This is a genomic window from Bacillus cereus group sp. Bc031 (assembly GCF_027716265.1).
Taxonomy (GTDB): Bacteria; Bacillota; Bacilli; order Bacillales; family Bacillaceae_G; genus Bacillus_A; species Bacillus_A paranthracis.
Map to the genome: position 1 here is coordinate 1 of NZ_JAQFUL010000079.1, position 23,126 is coordinate 23,126.

Here is a 23,126-nt window from a genome sequence, read left to right on the forward strand (position 1 = left end):
CATCCTTCCATGCGGTATGCATGGAAGGATGACCCATTTAGTTAAATTTTATTCATTTTCTTAACTTGATGGCTATGTACCAAATGGTAGCCTTTTTATTTTAGAAGTGTTTAGAAACTAATTCTACTAACGCTTCTTTCGGTTTGTAACCTAACGCTTGATCAACTACTTTACCGTCTTTTAATACGAAAAGAGCTGGAATGCTCATTACTTCGAATTGACGAGCAGTTTCTTGATTTTCATCCACGTCTACTTTTACTACTTTTACTTTTTCGCCTAGTTCTGCATCAATTTCCTCTAATACAGGAGCGATCATTTTACAAGGTCCACACCAAGGTGCCCAGAAATCTAATAATACAACACCTTCGCTAGTTTCTGCTGCGAAGCTTTGGTCATTTGCGTTTACAATTGCCATTTTATTTCCTCCTTCAAGTATATTCTACCAAGAGTATATCATTAACTTATATACGTGGCGAATAATATGTATCGTTATGTATTGTAACAAAAAAGTGTTCCTTTATACTATATAAAAATACGGATTAAATACTAAAAAGATGAGAGACAGGGGATCTCTCACCTTTTTCTATATATAGGGGTACTTCACTTGGAACTCAAGGGTACTCAAATCATGAATGTACTTTTAACTTTTTAAACTCTTCTGTTAAAAGAGGTACCACTTCAAATAGATCGCCAACAATACCGTAGTCAGCTACTTTGAAGATACTTGCTTCTGGGTCTTTATTAATCGCAACGATTATTTTTGAGTTAGACATACCAGCTAAATGCTGAATCGCTCCAGAAATACCGCATGCAATGTATAGGTCTGGCGTAACAACTTTACCAGTTTGACCAATTTGTAATGAGTAATCGCAATACTCAGCGTCACAAGCACCACGAGATGCTCCAACAGCGCCGCCTAATACGTCAGCTAACTCTTTTAATGGCTTGAACCCTTCTTCACTCTTCACACCGCGTCCGCCAGCGATAATCACTTTTGCTTCAGAAAGATCAACGCCTTCTGCCGTCTTACGGACGACATCTTGAATGATTGTACGTAAGTCTTTCACATCTACTGTAATAGAAGACACGTCACCACTGCGAGACTCATCTTTTTCAAGCGTTGCGATGTTATTTGGACGCACTGTCGCAAATAAGATGCCGTCTGTTACAATCTTCTTCTCAAACGCTTTACCAGAGTAAATTGGACGAGTAAAGATAACATTTCCACCTTCAACTTCTAAAGCAGTTACGTCAGAAACTAGACCAGCCTCAAGCTTCGCTGCTAATTTTGGTGATAAATCTTTCCCAAGTGCTGTATGTCCAAATACAATACCTTCTGGATTTTCTTCAGCATATACAGCTAAAAATGCTTGTGCATAGCCATCAGATGTATATGATTTTAATTTATCATTTTCAACTGTCACAACGCGATCTGCACCGTAATGAATCAATTCATTTGCAAAAGAAGCAACGCTGTCTCCAACTAGAAGACCTACTACTTCACCGCCTTCTGCAATTGTTTTTGCTGCTGCTACCGCTTCAAACGAAACGTTACGTAGCGATCCATCACGAACTTCACCCATTACTAATACTTTACGAGCCATAGATTTTCCCTCCTGCATATATAATTTCGTATTTTATTAGATTACTTTCGCTTCTGTATGGAGCAACGATACAAGTTCTTTTACTTGATCTTGCAGCTCGCCTTGTAACACTTTTCCTGCATCTTTCTTAGGAGGCAAATAGATTTCAATTGTTTTTGTCTTTGCTTCCACATCATCTTCTTCTAAATCTAAATCATCTAATTCTAATTCTTCTAGTGGCTTTTTCTTCGCTTTCATAATACCTGGAAGCGATGGATAACGAGGTTCATTTAAACCTTGCTGTGCTGTTACTAAAACTGGTAATGAAGTTTCAATCACTTCTGTATCACCTTCAACATCGCGCTCAATCTTCACGTTTGTACCGTCAATTTCAAGTTTTGTAATTGTCGTTACGTACGGAATATTTAACGCTTCAGCTACACGCGGACCAACTTGTCCAGATGCACCATCAATTGCAACGTTTCCGCCTAAAATTAAATCTGCATCTTTATCTTTTAAATATTCAGCAAGCACTTTTGCTGTCGTGAACTGGTCACCATTTTCTACATCATCTTCAATATTAATTAATACCGCTTTATCGCAGCCCATCGCTAACGCCGTACGAAGTTCTTTCTCACTATCTTCGCCACCAACTGTTACGACAGTAACTTCTCCACCTTGTGCGTCTCTTACTTGAATTGCTTCTTCAATTGCATATTCATCGTAAGGGTTGATGATGAATTCCGCTTCGCCATCGTAAATTGCACCGTTTTTAATTACGATTTTTTCTTCTGTATCAAATGTTCGTTTCATGAGTACGTAGATGTTCATTCCATTTACCCCCTTGTTTTTCAGAAAGATTCTATCAATTTTAATTTTCTGTTAATTTATATTAAAAAAATAATTGAACTACCTGCCGCTAAATGAAGGCTTACGTTTTTCTAAAAACGCCGCTACACCTTCTCTTCCATCTTCACTCGTAAATACTTCACCAAAGATTTGAGCTTCGCGTTGTACACCTTCATAATAATGAGACGATTTCGTCGTTTGCAATAACTCTAGTACAGCACGAGTCGTCGCTGGGCTTTTTCCAGCAATCTGTTTTGCAACTTTAAGCGTATCATCTAAAAATGTTTCTTCAGCAAAAACTCCGTTAACTAGTCCCCATTTTAATGCTTCTGCACCAGTAATCGGTGTACTTGTTAACATCATTTCACAAGCTTTCGCTTTCCCAACATAACGTGGTAATCGCTGTGTACCTGCAAATCCAGGAATTAATCCAAGTGTTAATTCAGGTAAACCAAGTTTTGCACTTTCAGTTGCAAAGCGCATGTGGCAAGACATAGCAAACTCAAGGCCGCCGCCAAGTGCCGCTCCATGAATTGCCGCGATAACTGGTTTTGAACATTTTTCAACGCGCTCAAACGTAACTTGTCCAAGCTGCGCTAATTCAGTCGCTTGCTTCGCTTCAGTAACAGATGTAAATTCTTTAATATCTGCTCCCGCCGAGAAGAAGCGCCCTTCACCGTGAATAACAACAACACGAATGTTATCATCCTTCTCCACTTGATCAATTAATTCAGTAACGTCATGCATAACTTGTGAAGACATCGCGTTAGCTGGCGCATGATTTAACGTAGCCACCGCGATATGATCTTCAACTCTTACAGATAGGAATTTCAACATGATCCCTCCCATTATTGACGATAACCACAAGCTGCAATAAGTAGCCCATGTACCGATTTTGAAAGTGCGACCAGATCATACTTATGATCGCTCATTACCCAATTGGTCACAACTTCATCTACTGTTCCAAAGATCATTTGTCTTGCCACGCGAACATTTAAATCCGCTTGGAATTCACCTTGCTTTATACCAGTCTCTAAAATCTCATCAATAACTTGTAAGTAGCCTTTTAATACTTCATTTATTTTCAGGCGTAAGTCTTGATTGGACTGTCTTAGCTCTAATTGCGTAACGATAGCAAGAGGATCATTTTGCGACAACAGCAAGAAGTGCGTTTCTACCAACATGAATAACTTCGATACAGCGCTTTCAATTCCTGCTGTTTTTTGACGAATTGTTTCGACAAATTCTCCCATCTTCTCTTGGAATAAGGATATTAATATATCTTCTTTATTTTTAAAATATAAATAAATCGTGCCATCAGCTACCCCAGCTTGCTTTGCTATTTTAGAAACTTGCGCTTGGTGGTACCCATTCTCCGCAATCACAATGACTGCCGCATCAATAATTTGATTGTATTTCGGTCTATTTTTCTTCACTTTACTGTCCCCTTCAAGAAGATGACTGAATGAATAGTCATTCATATTCTTATAATACTGACTATTTAGAAAAGTGTCAATCCCATTTTTTCAAAAAGAAAGGGCCTTAGCCCGTTTGCTCATCCTCATTCTTTCTTTTCTCTTCCTCAATTAGGACACGGCGCAAAATTTTCCCAACTGTCGTTTTCGGCAGTTCATCTCTAAACTCATATACTTTCGGAACTTTATAGGCCGCTAAATATTTACGAGCAAACTGATTTAATTCTTCCTCAGAACACTCTGTACCTTCTTTTAACACAACAAACGCTTTAACTGTCTCTCCCCTATACGGATCGGGAACTCCAATCGTCACTACTTCTTGCACTTTTTCATGCTCATATAATACTTCTTCTACTTCACGAGGATACACATTAAATCCACTCGCAACAATCATATCTTTCTTACGATCTTTCACATAGAAAAAGCCATCTTCATCCATGTAGCCAACGTCCCCTGTATGGAGCCACCCATCTTGCAGTACAGCTGCTGTTTCTTCTGGCTTATTCCAATATCCTTTCATAATTTGAGGGCCTTTTACTACAATTTCACCGATTTCTCCCGGTGGTAATGCCTCACCAGTTTCAAGCGACATAATCATTGCTTCTGTATCTGGCCACGGAACTCCAATGCTACCTGGCACTCGCTTTTCCCATAAAAAATTACTATGTGTAACTGGAGATGATTCTGTTAAACCATATCCCTCTACGAGTTTACCCCCTGTAACTGTTTCGAACTTTTCCTGTACTTCTACTGGCAGTGGTGCTGATCCACTAATACAAGCACGAATAGACGAAATATCGTATTCTTTTAAAAGCGGGCTATTTAAAAGAGCGATATAAATAGTTGGTGCCCCTGGGAACAATGTCACTTTATGCTTCTTAATCGCTTCAAAAACCATTTTCATATCAAATTTTGGAATAAGAACCATTTTGTATCCTTGCATAATACTTAAATTCATGACAGCCGTCATGCCATACACGTGGAAAAATGGAAGAACCCCAAGAACGACTTCTTCTCCTTCTTTGCAATTATATAACCATTGAACTCCCATCAAAGTGTTAGAAACGAGGTTTTTATGTGTTAACATAACGCCTTTCGGAAATCCAGTTGTTCCTCCTGTGTACTGTAAAAGAGCTAAATCATTTTCAGGATCACAAGGCACCTCAACATCCGTATTCACTTCTTTTTCTACTGAGTTCCAAAGGTGAATCGTTTCACTCTCTGATACTTTCACAACTAAATTTGACTGTTTTTTCTGCACAAATGGATACAATAGATTTTTAGGGAAGGGCAAAAAGTCCGCAATACGAGTTACGATAATATGCTCAATTTTTGTAGCAGATTGAACATTCGTTACTCTTGGGAACACTAAATCGAGGCAAAGAATGACTTTTGCTCCCGAGTCATGAAGTTGATATTCTAATTCTCTTTCTGTATATAATGGATTTGTTTGGACTACGATACCTCCCGCAAGTAATGTACCGTAATAACCGATTACAGCTTGCGGACAATTCGGCAACATAATGGCAACTCGATCACCCTTTTCCACACCGAGCTTTTGAAGATAATTTGCAAATCTCTTCACTTTATCATGAAAGTCTGAAAATGTAATATCCTTCCCTAAAAAGTGAAGCGCTTTCTTTTCTGAGTAGCGAGAAGCCATCTGTTCTACATATTTATGAAGCGGCTGAATATCATAAGAAATTGTACTTGGAATTTCCTCTGGATAATTTTTCAACCATGGTTTTTCCACCTTCATTCCCCCTTCAAATACATAAAAATAAATGAATGTTCATTCATGAGGTTGTTTTCATTATATTATAGTCACCATAACGTTACAATCATAATATTCTGACTTTTATATAACTATGCTTCACTCCATTAACTTCTTATTATATGTACAAACTCTCCTAATCTATAAAAAAATAAGAGAGTTATTATTTAGCTTAATCTTATTATCGTTAACACAGCTCCTGGTGTAGTTGTTGATAATGTTGCAACAGCTAACAAACCAAATAGTTGCAAACTAATAGCATCTCCTGCTGCAAGAGTTGTAATAATTGTTGCGCTAAATGATGTAGTTGCTAACGCAGGAGAATTGATCGTTCCAGCAAGTGGTGCTCCATTAATTGTAATACGAGAACTGACTAATAATGAAGCCGTTATATTAATCGTATATGAAATATAATAATTCCCAGCATTTGCAACCGTAAATACTGTATTTCCCCCGGAAACCGTAATACCAGGACCGATGTTTTGATTATTCGGAAGCGGGACATTCGTTCCACCTAGAAGTACCGATATCGCTGTTCCCGACGTATTATTTGCAAATGCATACGTCGCCGTGATACTTGTACCTGTAGCTCCGGTTGCCCCCGTTGAGCCTGTTGGACCTGTTGCTCCCGTTATTCCTGTCACTCCGGTTGGGCCTGTTGCTCCCGTTGCTCCTGTCGCTCCTGTCGCTCCCGTTGGACCTGTTGCTCCCGTTGCTCCCGTTGCTCCCGTTATTCCTGTCGCTCCCGTTGCTCCTGTTATTCCTATTGCTCCTGTTATTCCTGTCGCTCCCGTTGCTCCTGTTATTCCTGTTGCTCCTGTTATTCCTGTCGCTCCCGTTGCTCCCGTTGCTCCTGTTATTCCTGTTGCTCCTGTTATTCCTGTCGCTCCCGTTGCTCCCGTTGCTCCTGTTGCTCCTGTTGCTCCCGTCGGACCGGTTGGGCCTAGCTTAGGCACTGTCCCATCGCAACTAAAACAACACGAATCAACATGTACACCATTTTGATTATTACAACTACAATATCCATTTATATTATTTCTCCATGAAGACATGTTGATCACTTCCTTTACTTCGATCTTTTAAGTAAAATCATCTAGTTAAAAAACACCTATCTAACTAACAAAGAAATAATTTACTTAATAGGATAAACACAGATACATTCCATAGATTCTAGTAATTATTACATGCAATTTGCTCTCCTTTTGCTTGTACTTTCGCCTCATCTCCACAGATTATTAACTATACACATTTCACTTTGTATTGGGACGATTGCATATCCGAAAGAAATCCCTACCAGCCTTGTCGTTGCTGTAATTGGAGCACCTTATTTCTCATGTTTGATGAGGAAGAGTGAAAAGAAGGTTAATTAAAAACCAGCTTCATATATGAAGCTGGTTTTTCTATTATGGCATAGAGTGAAACTATAATTAGACTTTTACAGGCAACCTGACTTCCATCTAAATTCTTCAATCTAGCCGAGTTTTGAGACGGGAGTTTTACTGCCCGTTAATGCGGGATAAAATTAATATAAGCTTTGTACATAAAATATATAACAAGTGAATACATGATTATATTGAACACACTTCGTTTTAAAGTTAACTTTCTCTTTAATTCCTTATCTTGTAATTTTAGTTCTATTCCGTTCGCTACTTTCAATCCACCTATTATTTGAAATAGCCCTCTGTAATCATCAGCATTCCCTAACAATACGTATTCCTTATCATTTTTATACTTTATATACAGAAATTCACTTCCATTTCTCTATTCATTACATATACGAATAAAAAGATCGTTTTTCTGACACTTTTATAAATATTTTCTAATTATTTTTATAATGTAGCAATATTTAACGAAAGCTTTTCTATTAAAAGGGAATGCATCACTTCTCTCGAATTTAATGTATGAACATAAATAGGGGGGATAACAATAATGTACCAAACAATTGAAGGCTTCTTGCAATCATGGACATACGAGGCTGCGTCTACTCAGAAAATGCTTGATTCATTAACCGATGCATCTTTATCACAAGAAATTGCACCTGAGCATTGGACGTTAGGCAGAGTTGCTTGGCATATCGTGACGGCAATTCCTGTTATACTATCTGGTACTGGGCTTAAGTTTGAAGGAGAAACGAAAGATTATCCTGTTCCAACTTCAGCAAAAACAATTGCAGATGGATATCGTAAAGTGAATACAGCTTTTGTTGAAGCACTTCAAAGTAAATGGGCTGATAAAGATTTAGCAACTATTAATGACTTCTTTGGTCGTCCTATGCCAAATTCTATATTTTTAATGACACTTATTAATCATCAAAATCACCACCGCGGACAAATGACGGTATTAATGAGGCAAGCTGGCTTAACAGTCCCTGGCGTATATGGCCCTGCAAAAGAAGAATGGGCTGCCGCTGGAATGGAAGCTCCTAAAATGTAACAGCAGAAAAAGACAAGGTGTTTACACATCTTGTCTTTTTCTGTAACTTGTTTCATGTGAAACTATTTTACGTATTCTTATCATACAGTTATATCTTCCTTCTCTATATTTTTAATTCCGTAATATGCAATGGCAACTCCAATTGCTGCCAATGCTAGTTGAAGGGGAAGAAAAGTTGCTGTGGGAAACTCTGGGTTGCTATTCATTGCAATTGAGACAACGATAAGAGATGAAACAATTGTAGTTGGCACGGAACGTTTATGCATTCCGAAATATAGAGGGATTAAACTCATTCCCGCAGTTGCAATGGCTAAAGGAACCAGTTTTATTCCTTCTTGCACCAATTGATCTACTGTGAATGAATTAGGAAGAATTGAAAAATAACTATCTATCCCAAAGAAAATTCCTACTACTAAAATGTTAGATACAATAACTGTTATAAATGTTACTATCGCTGTAATAGCCAACTTACTAGCCATCATTTTCTTTCGGTTAATAGGATAAGAAAACATAAGTAGTATTGTTTTATTTTTATATTCGCCAATTATTAACCTTGCGATTAATACACTACCAAAAATAATAAATGTTGCTCTTACTATTGTGCTAGCCATTAACAATATCGTCTCTGGATTCCTTATTTCTGCATCACCTTCTACTTGAGCGATGATGCTCACAAAGATCATTAATGCCAGTATAACAATATTTGCAATAATTGCTCTCTTCACGTACCAACCAAGCTTAAACTTTTTCAATTCTAGCTTCATTAAATGTAGCATGATAGTGTCCTCCTTCCTCATAAGATTTAATCAATATAAATGACTCCTGTTTCACTTAAAATCTTCGCTTCATTTTTTGCATCACCAATCGTTCCTACTTTTATTTTTTCTGTATTTTTATCTTTCTTAAGTCCTTTTAAATCCACTATTACGTCAGTCAAATTACTTTTAGCCGTAAGTTGTAAAGAAGTCGGAACCCCTTTATATCGTACGCCAATATCCCCTGATTTTGTTTCTATAAATAATGATTTTCCTTCTGTCATATCTTTCAGCAATACTTCCCCAGATGTTGAAGTGATGTTCATATTTGAGTTACTTACATTTGTTATATAGTTATCACCAGTCGTAGACTTTATATTTAATTCTTGTACTGAACTATCTTTTACAACTAACTCTCCACTTTGCGATATAAATTCACCTTTCTCGGCTGATAGTCCTACAATCATTCCATCCCCAGATTTGCCTTTCGTCATGATACTTTTCACTACTAGATCTCTTATTTTCACATCACCCGATTTATTATTTACTACAATTTTATCTATCTCTTTCTTCGGAATAGCTATACATATACTATTTTTCTTTCTAAACGTAAAACCATTAAAAAATTTGGCTGCCTTTTGTTTTTGCTTAATCACAATTTTATTTTCGTCATTTTCTATTTTGACGGGATCTATCTCTTTATCTACTTGTTCACCTTGAGCGGAAATTACTATTTTATTAGCATCTGTACTTTTAAATTCAATATCCCAGTTTTCATTGTCTACTTCTATTTCTTTTATATTATTTATCTCAAAAGACTTTTCTTTCTTAAAATCTTTCCCCTGAAATACCTTAATACCAAAAACTACACTAGCAATTGTAATGAATACTATTGCAATTACTATCATTTTTTTCATTATTCATACCCCAGTTCGTTTTTGTTTTAAGCTTACTTCACGCCACATCGATCTTGTCGATTTTACGAAATGATAGATAACTAATGAAAATTCCTAATAAACAGAGCACGATTGGGATAGCTATAAAATCAAACATACTTACTTGACCGTTTCCAGCACCAACGTTACCACTAATCAGCATACCAATTATTACTGCCGAAGTAATCGTTGTCGGTGTCGATTTCTTTCTCATTCCAAAAAATAAAGGAATTAAACTTATACCAGATATCATAAATGCACTTATAATAGTACCTGGAACGATAGCTATTATTTCGCCTATCGTAGCAGGTGTTTCAATCAGTCCCATCATTGGACTCACAAAATATACGAGCAAGCTAATAATGAAAGTCGCGATAATCGTGCTCACAAAACAAAAACAGAAAACAATTGTTAGTTTCGCACTCATTAGCATTTTCCTTTGCAGTGGATACATAAATGATAGTTGTATCGTTTTGTTCTTATACTCATCAATTACTAAACGTGATAAAATGACCGAACTAAAAATAATGAATGTTACCCTAATAAAAATATTTACTAAAGCCATGTTCTGTGTGAAGTCAGAGAAGAGCACGTCTTCCTCGGCTTTCATTCCCACTGCCATAAGGCTTACTACAGCGAAAATTGCTATAATACAAATTGCTACACTTTTAAAGTAACTAGATAATTGATGTTTCTTCCATTCGAGCTTCATTAATCTAAGCATACAAAACCACTCCTCCATTCTTTATATAACTGTCTTTATGCTGCTAACATTCTAATTCCAGCAGTAACTACGCTTAACATTCCTATCATTAGTAGAATTAACAACCATTTCCGCTCTGGTTTCCTATAATATAAAATCCCGCTTATGAACATTACGACCAATCCACTTACTAGATTCACTAACAATCCATTAAGCATGAATGCCCTCTCCATCCATTACATTTAAGAAATATTCCTCTAAGGAACTATGTTTCTTATTAATACTTTCAATTTCCACATCGTTCATAATAAGCGCTTTTGAAATGGCTTGCTGAGACACTTCTGTATCATACACACGAATCATATTTCCACTCATTATTTTATAATTTTTTATGCCAAGTTTATCTTCTAAAATATAAGCTGCACGCTTCACATCAGGAACAGTGATTTCAATGTACTCTGTTTGTTTTCCGTTAATACTCTTCATTGAAACTTCTTTTATTAGTTTTCCATTTTGAATTACACCAATTGTATCCGCCATTAGCTCCATCTCACCTAAAATATGACTAGAGACTAATAATGTAATGCCATATTCTTTGCAGAGCATTTTAAATAAGTCTCTTAATTCTTTAATACCAATTGGATCTAAACCGTTAATTGGTTCATCTAAAATGAGTAATTCTGGCTTTGTTACGATTGCCCTTGCAATACCGAGTCGTTGTTTCATTCCTAATGAAAAATCTTTTACTTTTTTATTATCTATACCTTGCAGCTTCACTAAATGTAAAGCATGGTCAATTTCATTTTTATCGTAATAGCCCATATATTCACAATGTAATTCTAAGTTTTCTTTCGCCGTTAATTTATCATAAAAGATTGAATATTCAATAATCGTCCCCATTCTCTTTAATACTTCATAAGATGTATCTGTTAACTTCTCACCGAAAATTTCAATCTCACCGCTCGTCGGTTTTATTAAATTTGTAATCATTTTCATAATCGTTGTTTTACCAGCACCATTCGGTCCTAAGAAACCGTATATCTCTCCTTTTTTCACATGCATGTTAACGCTAGAAATAACTTCTTTTCCTTTAAACACTTTCGTTAACTGATTCGTTTTTAATATATAGGTCATATCACTTTCCCCTTTCGCACTACTTTATATTTCTATAATAGACAACGGAAATCTCTTTTTTCTTACCCGTTTCTTACAAATTCCTTACGCTGCAAAAAAGCTTGTAGAATCTACTTCTCTACAAGCTAAAACTGCATCTTTTTTAATGCAACTGTAAAAATTGTTTTTTCATACGGCTTACTAGAAAGATGAATTTTTCCATCCATCGCTTCCACAAGCCTTTTCGTAATCGTTAACCCTAAACCGCTCCCTTGGTACAATCTATTTCTTGAATCTTCAAGTGTGTACATACGCTCGAACACTTTATCAATATGCGATTCATCAATTCCTTTTCCTGTATCCCATACGTCTATATACACATTCGTTTCATCATCTCTTAACGTCATACCAAGTGTCTTTCCATCGTCTCCATATGTAATCGCATTTGATATAAAATTGTTCAATACCCTACCTAATACTTCTACATTTCCAAGTGCATATATATTTCTTTCTGGTATATCAATATGAACATGAAAACCTTTCGACGTCACTAAATCATAAAAAGATAAAATCTTCTCACGACAAACTTCATTCATATTCACTTTTGTCATCTCGATTGCTTTGTCACCAGATTCTAATTTTGCTAAATCAAAAAACTTATGAATTAGTTCCATCACTTCTAGTGTTTTCGTATGCACTTTCTCAAGTAATATTTGTTGTTCTTCTTCATTTATCGTTTTATCCTTATTTAACATTTCTGTATATCCAAGAATAACTGTTAGTGGCGTCTTCAAATCATGTGAAATATTTGAAAGCATTTTTCTCATCGAAATTTCTACTTTCGCATGATCTGCATTCGTTTTCTGTTTTGCATCTAACAATTGATTAATTGCCACTAACAATTTTTGCAATTCTAGATCATCTGTCATAACAAGTAACTTCTCACCTGTTTTTTCATTAACAATACTTTCTAACTTTTCATATGTGTATCGCAAATTTTTGCTACTATTTTTCCTCATTTTATATTGTATATAAATGACACATAACAATATAAAAATAATACCTATTAACAAATTGACCATATTACATCACTTCCAACTTATAGCCGATGCCCCATAACGTTTTAATGTATTCTGGATTAGATGGATCACTTTCGATTTTCTCACGCAATCTTCTCATATGAACATTAATAACGTTATCGTCACCGTAATACTCTTCGTTCCAAATTAGCGTATATATTTGTGCTTTTGTAAATACACGATTTTGATTCTTTACAAACAGTTTTAAAATCTCAAATTCTTTTAAAGTAAGTTTGAGAGGCTTCCTGTTTTTTTCCACAGTAAAATTAATTGGATCAATCGTTAAATCACCAATTTGAATCGTCTTTTCTGTTGTTTCTGTAGCCGAATATTTCGTAGACCTGCGAATACCTGCTTTTACACGCGCGGCTAATTCAATCATAGAAAATGGCTTACAAATGTAATCATCTGCTCCAAGCCCTAATCCGACAGCTTTATCAACATCTGTATCTTTTGCCGACATCATTAAAATCGGAACAGCACTTTTTTCTCGAATGATTCGCACAACCTCTAAGCCATCTAACTTTGGCATCATAATGTCTAGGATAATCAAATCAAATGAACCTATTAAATATGTGTTCACGCCCTCTTCTCCATCAGACGCGATTGTAACTTGAAAGCCCTCTTTTATTAAATACTTTTCCACCATCTCTTGAATTGAGATATCATCTTCAACTAATAATATATGATGTGACATATGTCTATCCCCTTTTTACAAACGTTAACAATTCAATTGTATCGTAACTACTACAGACTTGAAACAAATATATGAATTTTCAAACCAACTTCCCTTCCTTCCTTAACAATGATATGATGAAATTTACTACGATAGTTCATAATTAACTTTATATAAAGGAGACTTATCATGTCAGAAAACAAAAAAGTAAGCTTAGCTGATTTAATGCGCGAACAACTTGCAAAGAAAAAGCAAGGTAACGGTAATGGTCAAAATGCCAAAAACCAAAGCCAAGAAACAAAAAAATTACAAAACCAACAAACGAAAAAGACAAACAACCAACGTAGACGTACAGGTGTATAAATGAACGGACAAAAACGTTCTAATATCGCACCCGGCCTTGAAGTTGATATTGTATTAAAACAAGATCAACGAACTGGCAAATTAACACGTGGCATTGTAAAAGATATTTTAACGAACTCCCCTTCTCATCCGCATGGCATTAAAGTGCGATTGCAGGACGGGCAAGTCGGTAGAGTACAAAATATCGTTCAATAAGAAAAGGAGCTCAAGTAAACTCGAGCTCCTTTTTCTTTATTATCCTTTAATTTTCTCGATGAAAACTACTTTTAAATAGTCTCCTTCTTTAAATTGATCAATGGTACGGAAATCTTCTGGTAAAGAATGTTCTTCTAATATTTTATATTTACCATTCATTTCTTTAAAGGCTGTATCGATAAAGCCTTTAAACTTTTTCATATCGAATGCGCTACAATTTGTTGAAGCAACGATAATCCCGTTATTTTCTGTAATGGCAATTGTTTCTTTTAATAAGTTTTTATAATCTTTCGCTGCACTAAATGTATATTTTTTTGAACGCGCAAAGCTTGGAGGGTCAAGTACGACCATATCAAATTTCATTTTTTTCTTCGCTGCATATTTGAAGTAAAGAAATACATCTTCTACAATGATATCTTGCGCTTCATAATCAACTTCATTTACACTAAACTGCTCAATCGTTTTACTTAAACTACGATTTGCAAGGTCGACACTCGTCGTTTTGCTTGCTCCGCCAAGCGCTGCAAATACAGAGAAGGCACCTGTATAAGAGAACATATTTAACACGGTTCTTCCCTTTGCATATTTATCACGAATTTGTTTTCGCACGTTACGCTGATCTAAAAATACCCCAACCATCGCTCCGTCATTTAAATAAACAGCGAAATTCACACCATTCTCTTTTACGATAAGCGGGAACTCACCGCGCTCTCCTGCTACGAAATCATCGCCTTCAATGTATTTCCCTTTCGTATCAAAGCGCTTCTTCTCATAAATACCTTTAAAATTTGCTACTTTTTGAAGAGCTGCTATAATCTCATCTCTGAAAGTATAAATCCCTTCGCTATACCAACTAACTACATAATAGCCATCATAATAATCGATGATTAAGCCTCCAAGCCCATCACCTTCACCGTTTAGAGCGCGGAATGCTGTCGTATCACTTGATTTATAAAATTGCTTTCGTTTATGTAAGGCAGATTTAATTTTACTTTCAAAGAAAGATTGATTAATTTGTTCACTCTCTTTTCTCGTTAAAATCCAGCCGTATCCTTTATTTTGTTTTCCATAATAACCTTTTCCGACAAAATGGTTCTTCTCATCTACCACTTTAATGATTGTTCCTTCTTCCTGAACATCATTTAAATTTTGAATCGCATCTTTTAAAATAAGCGGATATCCACTTTTAATTTCTTTTATAAATTTCGGTTTTATTTTTACAGTTACTTCTGATCGCATATAAAAACTTCCTTTCCATTTGCATGCTTTCTCTATAGGAAGCACTTAAAAAACGAGACTGAAAAACAGCCTCGTTTCACTATACCATATTATTGCTTTGCTAGTACAACTAGCTCATCCCCTGGCATAACAGCTATATATTTATACAATGTTGAAAAAGTAAGACTACCATCTCTATGGCGAATAAATAGTATTAAATCCTCTGAATCGATTTCTTCTTTATTAATCTTTTGTTCTTCTGCAACTTGTATCGTTTTAAACGTATAACCATCTTCAATTTTTCTATTTAATTCTTCATAAATTTCATTTTGACCAAACAGTAAATGAGCTTTTTTCGAAAGGGAAATGCGTTCTTGTTCAATCTTTTCCACATCATGGATTGGAAGTAAAAATGTATTATGATGTCCAAACTGCGGTACGTATGTATTTGCGACTAATACATTATAAGAATCCGTATCTGTAACTGCAATTAAGTATTCGTACTGATTCATATCAACTTCAAATTGTAATTGTTCAGAAAGTACTTGTCCATTATATGTATTAAGCCCTTTCCCCTTTGCACATTGCAAATGCTCTTCTGATACATCTACAATTAAGCTCGGAATACCCATCTCTTTACAGTGCAATGCAAAAGCAGATGAGAATGTACTCGCACCTGAAATTAAAATTCCCGGTGGCTCCGTATTCGCCAATCCCAATCTTTTCGCTAAAAATCCAATTGAAAATCCATGAGCACAAACGGTCGTAATAACGAGTGCAAATGTAAGTGCCGTTAATATAGAAGCATCTTTATAACCTTCTTGTAATAACTCCGTCGCAAAGTAACTTGAAACCGTTAATGCAACAATACCTCGCGGCGCAATCCAGCCAACTAGCGCCCGTTCTGCTTTTGTTAACTCTGTGCCGATTGTCGATATCCAAATCGATAAAGGGCGTACAACAAATAGCATCATAAGTACGAAGCTTATAATAGGCCAGCTGAAAATCTCCATAATCGTTGTTCTTGGAAGGGATGCTGTTAATATGATAAAAACAGTCGACGTTAGTAGCACAGAAATATTTTCGTTAAAATGACGAATATCACCGATAGAAGAAATATATTTTTTCATCCGCGCAAGCGTAATCCCCATTACTGTCACAGCTAGCATACCTGTTTCATGCATCACTTCATCCGCAATGCCAAAACATAACAGTACCGTAACTAGCAAAATTGGGGCTTTTAAATATTCTGGTACTTTTCCCTTTAAAATCATATAGCTCATAAAAATACTAAATACATAACCGAGTACCATTGCAAATAATGAACCTGCAAAGAAGTACAGCAACGTATGTAATTGTACATTTTCTTTCGTTAAGAAATTTACAATTTGAAAGGCGAATACAGCAAGCAAAGCGCCAAATGGATCAACGATAATCCCTTCCCATTTTAAAATTGCAGCTGTTCTTGGTTTTAATCGCGCTTGGCGTAACAACGGAATAATTACCGTTGGACCTATCACAATAAAAAGTCCTCCAATAATAAATGCAACCGCCCAATCTAATCCAGCGACGTAATGAGCTGCAAGTGAGCCAGCAATCCACGCGATAAACGCACCAAACGTAACGATACGAAATACTGGTTTTGATAGCCCCCTCAGTTCACGTATATCTAAACTTAAACTACCCTCAAACAATATAATCGCAACAGAGAGTGATACGAGTGGACTAAAAACATCCCCAAGCACCTCTTTTGGATTAATAATACCGAAAACCGGACCAATTAATAATCCAGCAACTGCCATAACAACAATCGCAGGAAGCTGGAAGCGCCATGCAGTCCATTGTGAAGCAATACCTAATGTAATAATAATAACGATACTAAGTAAAAGTGATTCAACCATAATGCCCTCCTTGTTCATAGTATTGCGACAGCAAAGTATAAACCATACTTTACTTCTATATATTTTCGATTGATTCTATTTACACAATATATAACCAAGTTAAATATATAGTCAACAGGAGGATATTATACTACATAAAGTGAAACTTTAATCAGCCCGCCCTCCACCTAACTTCTTCGCTTTCGCTAAATTTTGAGGTGGGGGTCTTACTGCCCAACAAATAGCGGGATTAAAAATATTATCATAATTTAAGATTACCATTGACAATGATAATGATTTTCATTATCATTTAATGTATATGAATTCTCGAAAATAAAGGCTACAACTTATAGGAGGAATAAACATGATTATTGTTACAAATACAGCTAAAGTTACAAAGGGAAATGGACATAAATTAATTGATCGTTTTAATAAAGTAGGTCAAGTCGAAACAATGCCAGGATTTTTAGGATTAGAAGTTCTTCTAACGCAAAATACAGTTGATTATGACGAGGTAACAATTAGCACGCGCTGGAATGCAAAAGAAGATTTCCAAGGTTGGACAAAGAGCCCAGCATTTAAAGCTGCTCACTCCCATCAAGGCGGAATGCCAGATTATATTCTTGATAATAAAATCTCTTACTATGATGTAAAAGTTGTACGTATGCCAATGGCTGCAGCACAGTAAAAACTGTTTTTTTAAAGTATAGAATATGAGAAGCGTTACCACTTCTCATATTCTATACTTTTTTATTTACTGTCTTTTTACTAGTTTCGCATGTACGACTAATCTTCCTGCTTCTGGATCAAGTGCATAGTCACATGTAGAAAGTGTTATAATTTCATCATTAGCCGTCAATTTCGTATCCGTTTTGTAAAGGGATTTATCTTGAATTTGCTTTAAGAATGCTGTATACGCTGCATCGCTTTCAAAATCCGTTTCAATGTAATAAAAGTCCGTCGTTGTCGTATATACTGAAAAAACTTCAACGTCGTATCCTTCAAATAATGTATCGTAATACAATTTACGATGGGACATGAAGAAATCTTCATCCAACATCTTTTTTAAACTTCCAAACATAGAACCGTCCTTCATACGATGACCATATAAAATAGTATTTCGATTTTGAGATTTCACATCATTACGATAATCCATAAAAATACTTCCCGCTCTCATATCCTCGCCTTTATAATTACGAAATAAATAGTAATCATTATCCTTCGCTTGAACGATTGGATAATTGATTTGTGTATCATCCATCGTAATCCATCCCACTATTTCTGGATTAATTTTTTGGAGAGCTTGAAACTGTTTACGTACTTCCCCATCTTCTGATTTTTCTTCCATTGGACTTCTCTTATAAATATGTTGCGCTTCAGCCATTACTTTACGATTTTCATAATAATCCATGAAAATCCCACCCAATTCATACATTGAATAGAAAAAGATTCCTAAAAATACAATTGTAAGTATTCGTTGAAAAAAAGAATTCTTTTTCCGTTCTTTCTTACTATTCAAATTATCACCTCAAAACGGATTATGCCCAGCCTTTAAATTCCCATTGGTACCATGTATAACCCTGTATCTTCGTCTTGTTTTACAACGACATCTACACCATATATTGCTTTAACCATTTCTTCTGTTATTACCTCATTAGGATTACCTTTCGTAACAATTTCCCCATCTTTCATAACGATAATATGATCACTATAACGAATGGCTTGATTAATATCATGTAGTACCATCACAATCGTTAATCCATACACTTCATTTAACTCTTTCACTAACTCTAATATTTCTAGCTGATAATAAATATCTAAATATGTTGTCGGTTCATCTAAGAAAAGCATTGGTGTACTTTGAGCTAATGTCATCGCGATCCAAACTCGCTGTCTCTCTCCGCCCGATAAAGCATGAATTGGCTTTTCACGCTTACTTTGCAAATTTGTACATGTTAGTGCACGCTCAATTGCTTCTCTATCTTCATCAGTTTGCGAAGAAAAAACATTTTTATATGGCATACGCCCAAAGCTTATTAGTTTTTCCACTGTAATATCTGCTGGCGCCTCATTTTGTTGATGGACAACAGCTAACTTTCTAGCAAACTCTTTCGGTTTATACTCACTAATCGTTTTTCCATCAAGTATTACTTCCCCACTATTAGGAGCATGATTTCTAGACATAACACCAAGTAATGTTGATTTTCCGCAACCATTCGGACCAATGATTGTTGTAATTTTCCCAATCTCTATTTCACTACTAACAGACTTTAAACGATTTGTTACATTATCGTATGAAAAGGTTACATTTTTAATTTCCATGAACTTTATCACTCTTTCTAAGCAAGAATATTAAGAATGGTCCACCAATAACTGCCATAATCGTCGCCGCTGGAATTTCGTTAGGTGGTACAATTAACCTTCCAATCGTATCCGCCGTCAAAATTAATAACGCTCCTGCAAGAGCAGAAAATGGAATTAATACTTTATGATCTGAACCGACTAATTGCCTTGAAATGTGCGGAACGAGTAATCCTACAAAAGCAATAACACCTGCAATCGCTGTTGATACTGCAGCTAAGAGTACTGCAATAGCAGAAATAATAAGACGAACTCTCGTCACGTGCAAACCTAAGTTTTTCGCAGTCTTATCTTGTAGCGATAATAAATTACACCAAGCTCCTACAAACAGTGCAAGAACCAAACCAATTGTTCCATACGTAACCATTATTTCTACATCGCCCCACGTCTTCATCGTTATATTAGAAGTCGTCGTTTGCTTAATACTCTTAATGAAATATCCACAAATCGTAATGAAAGATTCATTTAATCCAGTAAACATCGCATTAATAGCTATACCAACTAAAATAATACGAAGTGGACTTAACCCTGACTTCCATGAAAAGGCATAAACGAGATAACACGCAAACGCACCACCTAAAAAGGCGAATACTGGTGTCCAGAAAAAGAATTGCGGGAATAACGTAATAATAACAAGTGTCATAAAACTTGCTCCTGAAGATATACCGATTACCCCAGCATCGGCAAGTGGATTTTTCATTACAGCTTGAAAAAGAACACCAGAAACAGCAAGAGCCGCCCCAGTGAACAGTGCAATAATAATGCGCGGGAAACGTAAATCTTTAATGACCTCAACATCTTCATTTGCCCCTGTAAATATCCCTTGTACAAGGTCAACGATACCAACCTCTAAACTCCCTTTCATCGCTGACAATGACGTCATAACAATAAGCAATACAGTAACAATGAAGAAACTCCAAGTTTTTTTATTCATTTCACTCTTCCTTTATATGAAAATGCATCACGGATACATCATTTTCTTCAATTCATCTAAAGCTTCGATTGCTGCTAAATTTCCTGTCGTTCCAAATAAACGCTCTTCTAAATCGTAAACACGATTATTTTTAACTGCAGCGAAGTGTTTCCAAATATCATTTGTTTTAAATTCTTTATCAAACATTTTTACAACTTCATCAGGCATACCATGAGCTGCTCGTAAAATAATATCCGGATCAGCTTTCTTTAAATACTCTGTATTAGAAGCTAAATATTCTACTTGTTCACCTTGTACAATATTTTTACCACCTAGTTGTTTCACTAAATCACCAATATAGGAATGCTCAGTTGCTACTAAATAGCTCCCCGGTACACCTAATAAAATAAGCACTGTCGGTTCTTTCTTTCCTTTTACTTCTTTTTGAATGCTAGCAACCTTTTTATCTAACTTCGTTACAACTGCTTCAGCCTGCTTTTCGCGTCCATATTGCTTACCTAAATTACTAATGGAATTTTGCATATTTTTTAAACTAGTTAAGTCCACAAAATTTGCTTTCATACCTACACCGTCAAACACTGGCTTTAATTCATATTCAAGTGTTGTCACGGATAATACTTCTGACGGCTTTAACGACTGTACTTTTTCCATATCAGGACTCATCGGATTCCCGACTTCAGGTAAACCTTTATATCGCTTCGGTAAGGTTTTAGAACTAGTTGGAACACCAACTAAATCTACTTCTAACACATCCATAATTTCAGTAACAGCGACTGTCGTTGCAACAATTCGCTCTTTACTTTCACTCTTTACTTGCTTCACAGTTTCTTTTTTAGGTGATGAGCACCCAGCTATACTCACTAATAAAATGATAGCCATTAGTACACTTGCAATTTTCCTCACTCTCAATCACCACTCCTTTCCAAACAATATGAAACAAGTCTTGATGCACGCGAACATGCATCAAGACTCCAAAAATTACAATCTACCTGCTCTATATTTACGAACTAGTAAAGCAAGTGAACCTAGCAGTAACATCATGTATAAACCAAGTTGTGCTGTATCTGCAGTTTTTGAGTTTTTCTCTTTTTTCGAATCATTATTTGTAGCTTCGTTTTTCTTTTTACCATCTGCATTTCGGTTAAAATCAGGAGTTCCTACTGTTTTTACATTATCTACTTTTGGTGTAGTTACTGGGTTTTTCGGTTCATTCTTTGGCTCTTCTTTTACCGTTCCTACAGCGCCAATCTTCGTCGTATCAAATTGAATTTGTACGTCGTAGAAATGATGGTAATTCATTGAATCGATATCTACTTTTACTTTTGCATTTAATTTTGAAAATAAATCATTAGCTTCAAATTCTACGACTCTTGTATTGGCAGCCTTATCTTCACTTACTACTTTTGCATCTGCAAATCCACCATTATTTTCTGTTTGGAATTTCGTAATCCAGTCACTATTTTTCAGTGTCATTGCAACATACTTCTTGCCATCTTTCACTGTTAATCTTGCTGGACTTACAACATATTGATTCATCATTGAAATTTCTTCTGTCTTATCTTTTAACACTTTAAAAGCAATATCGTACTGACCATCTTTTAAATTTTTCGGATCAACTGTTGGGTTTTCATTTAGATTATTCGTTCCATCTTGGTTGTCGTTTCCGCCTTGGTTGTCGCTTCCGATTTGATTACCATTACCATCTTGGTTAGTATCTCCACCTTGGTTACCTAAAGCTTTAATACTTCCTTTATCGAATGCAAATTGAATATCATAGAAATGATGATAATTCATTGCATCGATATCTACCTTCACTTTTGCATTTAACTTTTTCGATAAATCATCTACTTCCACTTCTACTACTCTTGTATCTTTCTCTTTATTTGTACCTAATACTTGCGCATCGACGAACGCACCATTCTTTTCAAACTCAAACTTCGTAATCCATGAGCTATTTGTTAATGTGAAGGATACATATTTCTTTCCATCTTTCACTTTTAATACACCTGGATTCTTCGTATATGTGTTCATCATTGAAATTTCTTCTGTTTTATCTTTTAACACTTTAAAACCGATACTGTATTCACCGTCTTTAAGAGCGTTTGGATCAATTGCTGTGTTATCGTCTTGGTTGTTGTTTCCACCTTGGTTGTTATTTCCGCCTTGGTTGTCATTTTCGCCTTGATTGTTGTTTCCACCTTGGTTGTTGTTTCCACCTTGGTTGTCATTTTCGCCTTGGTTGTTGTTTCCACCTTGGTTGTCATTTTCGCCTTGGTTATCGTTTCCATCTTGGTCGTTACTTCCGCCTTGATTGTTGTTTCCACCTTGGTTGTCTAACGGTTGAATACTATCGTTATCAAATGCAAATTGAATATCATAGAAATGGTGATAATTCATTGAATCAATATCTACTTTCACTTTTGCATTTAGTTTCTTAGATAAATCAGCTACTTCCACTTCTACTACACGTGTATCAGCTTTCTTATCTTCACTTAATACACTTGCATCAACAAATGAATTATTCTTTTCAAATTCAAACTTTGTAATCCATGAGCTATTTGTTAATGTGAAGGATACATATTTCTTTCCATCTTTCACTTTTAATACACCTGGACTCTTCGTGTACGTATTCATCATTGAAATTTCTTCTGTTTTATCTTTCAATACTTTAAAACCAATATTGTATTCACCATCTTTAATGGTATCTCCGTCTGGTTGTTTACCTCCGTCTGGTTGTTTGTCTCCGTCTGGTTGTTTGTCTCCGTCTGGTTGTTTGTCTCCGTCTGGTTGTTTGTCTCCG

Annotated in this window: 25 protein-coding genes and 2 pseudogenes; 5 read left to right on the forward strand and 22 right to left on the reverse strand. The window is 35.7% G+C overall.

Annotated elements, in window-relative coordinates; genetic code table 11:
• Positions 1-100: 100 nt before the first annotated feature.
• The 7 genes from trxA to PDQ33_RS22940 all read right to left on the reverse strand — a co-directional run bounded on the left by trxA (position 101) and on the right by PDQ33_RS22940 (position 6,733).
• On the reverse strand, positions 101-415 hold the full coding sequence (gene trxA, locus PDQ33_RS22910) for a thioredoxin (RefSeq protein WP_001018943.1): 315 nt from the start codon (positions 413-415) through the stop codon (positions 101-103).
• A gap of 211 nt (positions 416-626) precedes the next feature.
• Positions 627-1,604: an electron transfer flavoprotein subunit alpha gene (gene etfA, locus PDQ33_RS22915; RefSeq protein ID WP_000101965.1), complete on the reverse strand. Its 978-nt coding sequence runs from the start codon at positions 1,602-1,604 to the stop codon at positions 627-629.
• A gap of 36 nt (positions 1,605-1,640) precedes the next feature.
• Complete coding sequence (gene etfB, locus PDQ33_RS22920; RefSeq protein ID WP_001029030.1) at positions 1,641-2,414, reverse strand: electron transfer flavoprotein subunit beta; 774 nt, start codon at positions 2,412-2,414, stop codon at positions 1,641-1,643.
• 78 nt (positions 2,415-2,492) lie between these two features.
• Positions 2,493-3,269, reverse strand: a complete 777-nt coding sequence (locus PDQ33_RS22925) for an enoyl-CoA hydratase (protein WP_000911295.1) — start codon at positions 3,267-3,269, stop codon at positions 2,493-2,495.
• Between the two features lie 11 nt (positions 3,270-3,280).
• A complete protein-coding gene (locus tag PDQ33_RS22930; RefSeq protein ID WP_429680389.1) occupies positions 3,281-3,868 on the reverse strand; it encodes a TetR/AcrR family transcriptional regulator in 588 nt (195 codons plus the stop codon).
• Between the two features lie 106 nt (positions 3,869-3,974).
• Positions 3,975-5,660 carry a long-chain-fatty-acid--CoA ligase gene (locus PDQ33_RS22935; protein ID WP_061132080.1) on the reverse strand — a complete coding sequence of 562 codons (1,686 nt, stop codon included), beginning with the start codon at positions 5,658-5,660 and terminating at the stop codon, positions 3,975-3,977.
• A gap of 188 nt (positions 5,661-5,848) precedes the next feature.
• Positions 5,849-6,733 (reverse strand): BclA C-terminal domain-containing protein, encoded by an 885-nt coding sequence (locus PDQ33_RS22940; RefSeq protein WP_270756678.1) that lies wholly within the window; start codon positions 6,731-6,733, stop codon positions 5,849-5,851.
• Positions 6,734-6,946: 213 nt separating this feature from the next.
• On the opposite strand from PDQ33_RS22940, the pseudogene PDQ33_RS22945 reads away from it, so the two are divergent.
• Positions 6,947-7,051, forward strand: a pseudogene (locus PDQ33_RS22945) (iron ABC transporter permease); the annotation flags it as partial.
• Positions 7,052-7,187: 136 nt separating this feature from the next.
• Here PDQ33_RS22945 and PDQ33_RS29105 read toward each other — a convergent pair.
• A pseudogene (locus PDQ33_RS29105) lies at positions 7,188-7,442 on the reverse strand (septation ring formation regulator EzrA); the annotation flags it as partial.
• A 168-nt stretch (positions 7,443-7,610) separates the two neighbouring features.
• Here PDQ33_RS29105 and PDQ33_RS22950 point away from each other — a divergent pair.
• Positions 7,611-8,114 (forward strand): DinB family protein, encoded by a 504-nt coding sequence (locus tag PDQ33_RS22950; protein ID WP_000284962.1) that lies wholly within the window; start codon positions 7,611-7,613, stop codon positions 8,112-8,114.
• Between the two features lie 80 nt (positions 8,115-8,194).
• Here the strand turns inward: PDQ33_RS22950 and PDQ33_RS22955 are convergent, their stop codons facing one another.
• From PDQ33_RS22955 to PDQ33_RS22985, 7 genes are all read right to left on the reverse strand, one after another.
• On the reverse strand, positions 8,195-8,890 hold the full coding sequence (locus tag PDQ33_RS22955) for an ABC transporter permease (RefSeq protein ID WP_270756677.1): 696 nt from the start codon (positions 8,888-8,890) through the stop codon (positions 8,195-8,197).
• Positions 8,891-8,916: 26 nt separating this feature from the next.
• The gene (locus tag PDQ33_RS22960) at positions 8,917-9,786 is read right to left on the reverse strand and encodes a DUF4097 family beta strand repeat-containing protein (RefSeq protein ID WP_061132078.1); all 870 of its coding nucleotides are present in this window, start codon (positions 9,784-9,786) and stop codon (positions 8,917-8,919) included.
• Positions 9,787-9,823: 37 nt separating this feature from the next.
• A complete protein-coding gene (locus PDQ33_RS22965; RefSeq protein WP_000945219.1) occupies positions 9,824-10,528 on the reverse strand; it encodes an ABC transporter permease in 705 nt (234 codons plus the stop codon).
• 35 nt (positions 10,529-10,563) lie between these two features.
• On the reverse strand, positions 10,564-10,725 hold the full coding sequence (locus tag PDQ33_RS22970; RefSeq protein ID WP_000931773.1) for a hypothetical protein: 162 nt from the start codon (positions 10,723-10,725) through the stop codon (positions 10,564-10,566).
• Positions 10,718-11,641: an ABC transporter ATP-binding protein gene (locus tag PDQ33_RS22975; RefSeq protein ID WP_270756676.1), complete on the reverse strand. Its 924-nt coding sequence runs from the start codon at positions 11,639-11,641 to the stop codon at positions 10,718-10,720. Before PDQ33_RS22975 ends, PDQ33_RS22970 begins: the two co-directional genes overlap by 8 nt.
• Before the next feature lie 125 nt (positions 11,642-11,766).
• Positions 11,767-12,702 carry a HAMP domain-containing histidine kinase gene (locus tag PDQ33_RS22980; RefSeq protein ID WP_000247662.1) on the reverse strand — a complete coding sequence of 312 codons (936 nt, stop codon included), beginning with the start codon at positions 12,700-12,702 and terminating at the stop codon, positions 11,767-11,769.
• Position 12,703: 1 nt separating this feature from the next.
• Positions 12,704-13,396 (reverse strand): response regulator transcription factor, encoded by a 693-nt coding sequence (locus PDQ33_RS22985; protein WP_270756675.1) that lies wholly within the window; start codon positions 13,394-13,396, stop codon positions 12,704-12,706.
• Positions 13,397-13,564: 168 nt separating this feature from the next.
• Between PDQ33_RS22985 and PDQ33_RS22990 the strand changes: the two genes are divergently transcribed.
• Both PDQ33_RS22990 and PDQ33_RS22995 read left to right on the forward strand, forming a co-directional pair.
• Positions 13,565-13,738 carry a hypothetical protein gene (locus tag PDQ33_RS22990; RefSeq protein ID WP_001293578.1) on the forward strand — a complete coding sequence of 58 codons (174 nt, stop codon included), beginning with the start codon at positions 13,565-13,567 and terminating at the stop codon, positions 13,736-13,738.
• Complete coding sequence (locus tag PDQ33_RS22995; protein ID WP_001014310.1) at positions 13,739-13,933, forward strand: YwbE family protein; 195 nt, start codon at positions 13,739-13,741, stop codon at positions 13,931-13,933.
• A 39-nt stretch (positions 13,934-13,972) separates the two neighbouring features.
• On the opposite strand, the gene PDQ33_RS23000 is transcribed toward PDQ33_RS22995, so the two are convergent.
• Complete coding sequence (locus PDQ33_RS23000; RefSeq protein ID WP_001255958.1) at positions 13,973-15,172, reverse strand: class I SAM-dependent rRNA methyltransferase; 1,200 nt, start codon at positions 15,170-15,172, stop codon at positions 13,973-13,975.
• Between the two features lie 89 nt (positions 15,173-15,261).
• Positions 15,262-17,052 carry a cation:proton antiporter gene (locus PDQ33_RS23005; RefSeq protein WP_270756673.1) on the reverse strand — a complete coding sequence of 597 codons (1,791 nt, stop codon included), beginning with the start codon at positions 17,050-17,052 and terminating at the stop codon, positions 15,262-15,264.
• Between the two features lie 343 nt (positions 17,053-17,395).
• Here PDQ33_RS23005 and isdG point away from each other — a divergent pair, with 343 nt between their 5' ends.
• A complete protein-coding gene (isdG, locus tag PDQ33_RS23010; RefSeq protein ID WP_061132076.1) occupies positions 17,396-17,719 on the forward strand; it encodes a heme oxygenase in 324 nt (107 codons plus the stop codon).
• Between the two features lie 66 nt (positions 17,720-17,785).
• Here the strand turns inward: isdG and srtB are convergent, their stop codons facing one another.
• The 5 genes from srtB to PDQ33_RS23035 form a co-directional block, all read right to left on the reverse strand.
• Positions 17,786-18,550: a class B sortase gene (gene srtB, locus PDQ33_RS23015; protein WP_001086113.1), complete on the reverse strand. Its 765-nt coding sequence runs from the start codon at positions 18,548-18,550 to the stop codon at positions 17,786-17,788.
• Between the two features lie 32 nt (positions 18,551-18,582).
• Entirely contained in the window at positions 18,583-19,353 is a 771-nt protein-coding gene (locus tag PDQ33_RS23020; protein WP_000403755.1) for an ABC transporter ATP-binding protein, read from the reverse strand.
• Entirely contained in the window at positions 19,343-20,326 is a 984-nt protein-coding gene (locus PDQ33_RS23025; protein ID WP_001036821.1) for a FecCD family ABC transporter permease, read from the reverse strand. Before PDQ33_RS23025 ends, PDQ33_RS23020 begins: the two co-directional genes overlap by 11 nt.
• Before the next feature lie 27 nt (positions 20,327-20,353).
• Positions 20,354-21,235: a heme ABC transporter substrate-binding protein IsdE gene (gene isdE, locus PDQ33_RS23030; protein ID WP_270756670.1), complete on the reverse strand. Its 882-nt coding sequence runs from the start codon at positions 21,233-21,235 to the stop codon at positions 20,354-20,356.
• A 69-nt stretch (positions 21,236-21,304) separates the two neighbouring features.
• Positions 21,305-23,126 (reverse strand): NEAT domain-containing protein (locus tag PDQ33_RS23035; protein ID WP_270756668.1); only part of this gene is annotated, 1,822 nt, incomplete at its 5' end.

What these genes read in the sequence shown, in the direction of transcription:
- PDQ33_RS22970 (WP_000931773.1), bottom strand. Translation starts at nt 10,725, where the DNA reads ATGCTTAATGGATTGTTAGTGAATCTAGTAAGTGGATTGGTCGTAATG.
- PDQ33_RS22990 (WP_001293578.1), top strand. Translation starts at nt 13,565, where the DNA reads ATGTCAGAAAACAAAAAAGTAAGCTTAGCTGATTTAATGCGCGAACAA.
- PDQ33_RS23025 (WP_001036821.1), bottom strand. Translation starts at nt 20,326, where the DNA reads ATGAATAAAAAAACTTGGAGTTTCTTCATTGTTACTGTATTGCTTATT.
- PDQ33_RS22950 (WP_000284962.1), top strand. Translation starts at nt 7,611, where the DNA reads ATGTACCAAACAATTGAAGGCTTCTTGCAATCATGGACATACGAGGCT.
- PDQ33_RS22995 (WP_001014310.1), top strand. Translation starts at nt 13,739, where the DNA reads ATGAACGGACAAAAACGTTCTAATATCGCACCCGGCCTTGAAGTTGAT.
- PDQ33_RS23005 (WP_270756673.1), bottom strand. Translation starts at nt 17,052, where the DNA reads ATGGTTGAATCACTTTTACTTAGTATCGTTATTATTATTACATTAGGT.
- PDQ33_RS22960 (WP_061132078.1), bottom strand. Translation starts at nt 9,786, where the DNA reads ATGAAAAAAATGATAGTAATTGCAATAGTATTCATTACAATTGCTAGT.
- etfB (WP_001029030.1), bottom strand. Translation starts at nt 2,414, where the DNA reads ATGAACATCTACGTACTCATGAAACGAACATTTGATACAGAAGAAAAA.
- trxA (WP_001018943.1), bottom strand. Translation starts at nt 415, where the DNA reads ATGGCAATTGTAAACGCAAATGACCAAAGCTTCGCAGCAGAAACTAGC.
- PDQ33_RS22955 (WP_270756677.1), bottom strand. Translation starts at nt 8,890, where the DNA reads ATGCTACATTTAATGAAGCTAGAATTGAAAAAGTTTAAGCTTGGTTGG.
- PDQ33_RS22925 (WP_000911295.1), bottom strand. Translation starts at nt 3,269, where the DNA reads ATGTTGAAATTCCTATCTGTAAGAGTTGAAGATCATATCGCGGTGGCT.
- PDQ33_RS22985 (WP_270756675.1), bottom strand. Translation starts at nt 13,396, where the DNA reads ATGTCACATCATATATTATTAGTTGAAGATGATATCTCAATTCAAGAG.
- PDQ33_RS22965 (WP_000945219.1), bottom strand. Translation starts at nt 10,528, where the DNA reads ATGCTTAGATTAATGAAGCTCGAATGGAAGAAACATCAATTATCTAGT.
- PDQ33_RS22975 (WP_270756676.1), bottom strand. Translation starts at nt 11,641, where the DNA reads ATGACCTATATATTAAAAACGAATCAGTTAACGAAAGTGTTTAAAGGA.
- PDQ33_RS23000 (WP_001255958.1), bottom strand. Translation starts at nt 15,172, where the DNA reads ATGCGATCAGAAGTAACTGTAAAAATAAAACCGAAATTTATAAAAGAA.
- PDQ33_RS22980 (WP_000247662.1), bottom strand. Translation starts at nt 12,702, where the DNA reads ATGGTCAATTTGTTAATAGGTATTATTTTTATATTGTTATGTGTCATT.
- etfA (WP_000101965.1), bottom strand. Translation starts at nt 1,604, where the DNA reads ATGGCTCGTAAAGTATTAGTAATGGGTGAAGTTCGTGATGGATCGCTA.
- isdG (WP_061132076.1), top strand. Translation starts at nt 17,396, where the DNA reads ATGATTATTGTTACAAATACAGCTAAAGTTACAAAGGGAAATGGACAT.
- PDQ33_RS22940 (WP_270756678.1), bottom strand. Translation starts at nt 6,733, where the DNA reads ATGTCTTCATGGAGAAATAATATAAATGGATATTGTAGTTGTAATAAT.
- PDQ33_RS23020 (WP_000403755.1), bottom strand. Translation starts at nt 19,353, where the DNA reads ATGGAAATTAAAAATGTAACCTTTTCATACGATAATGTAACAAATCGT.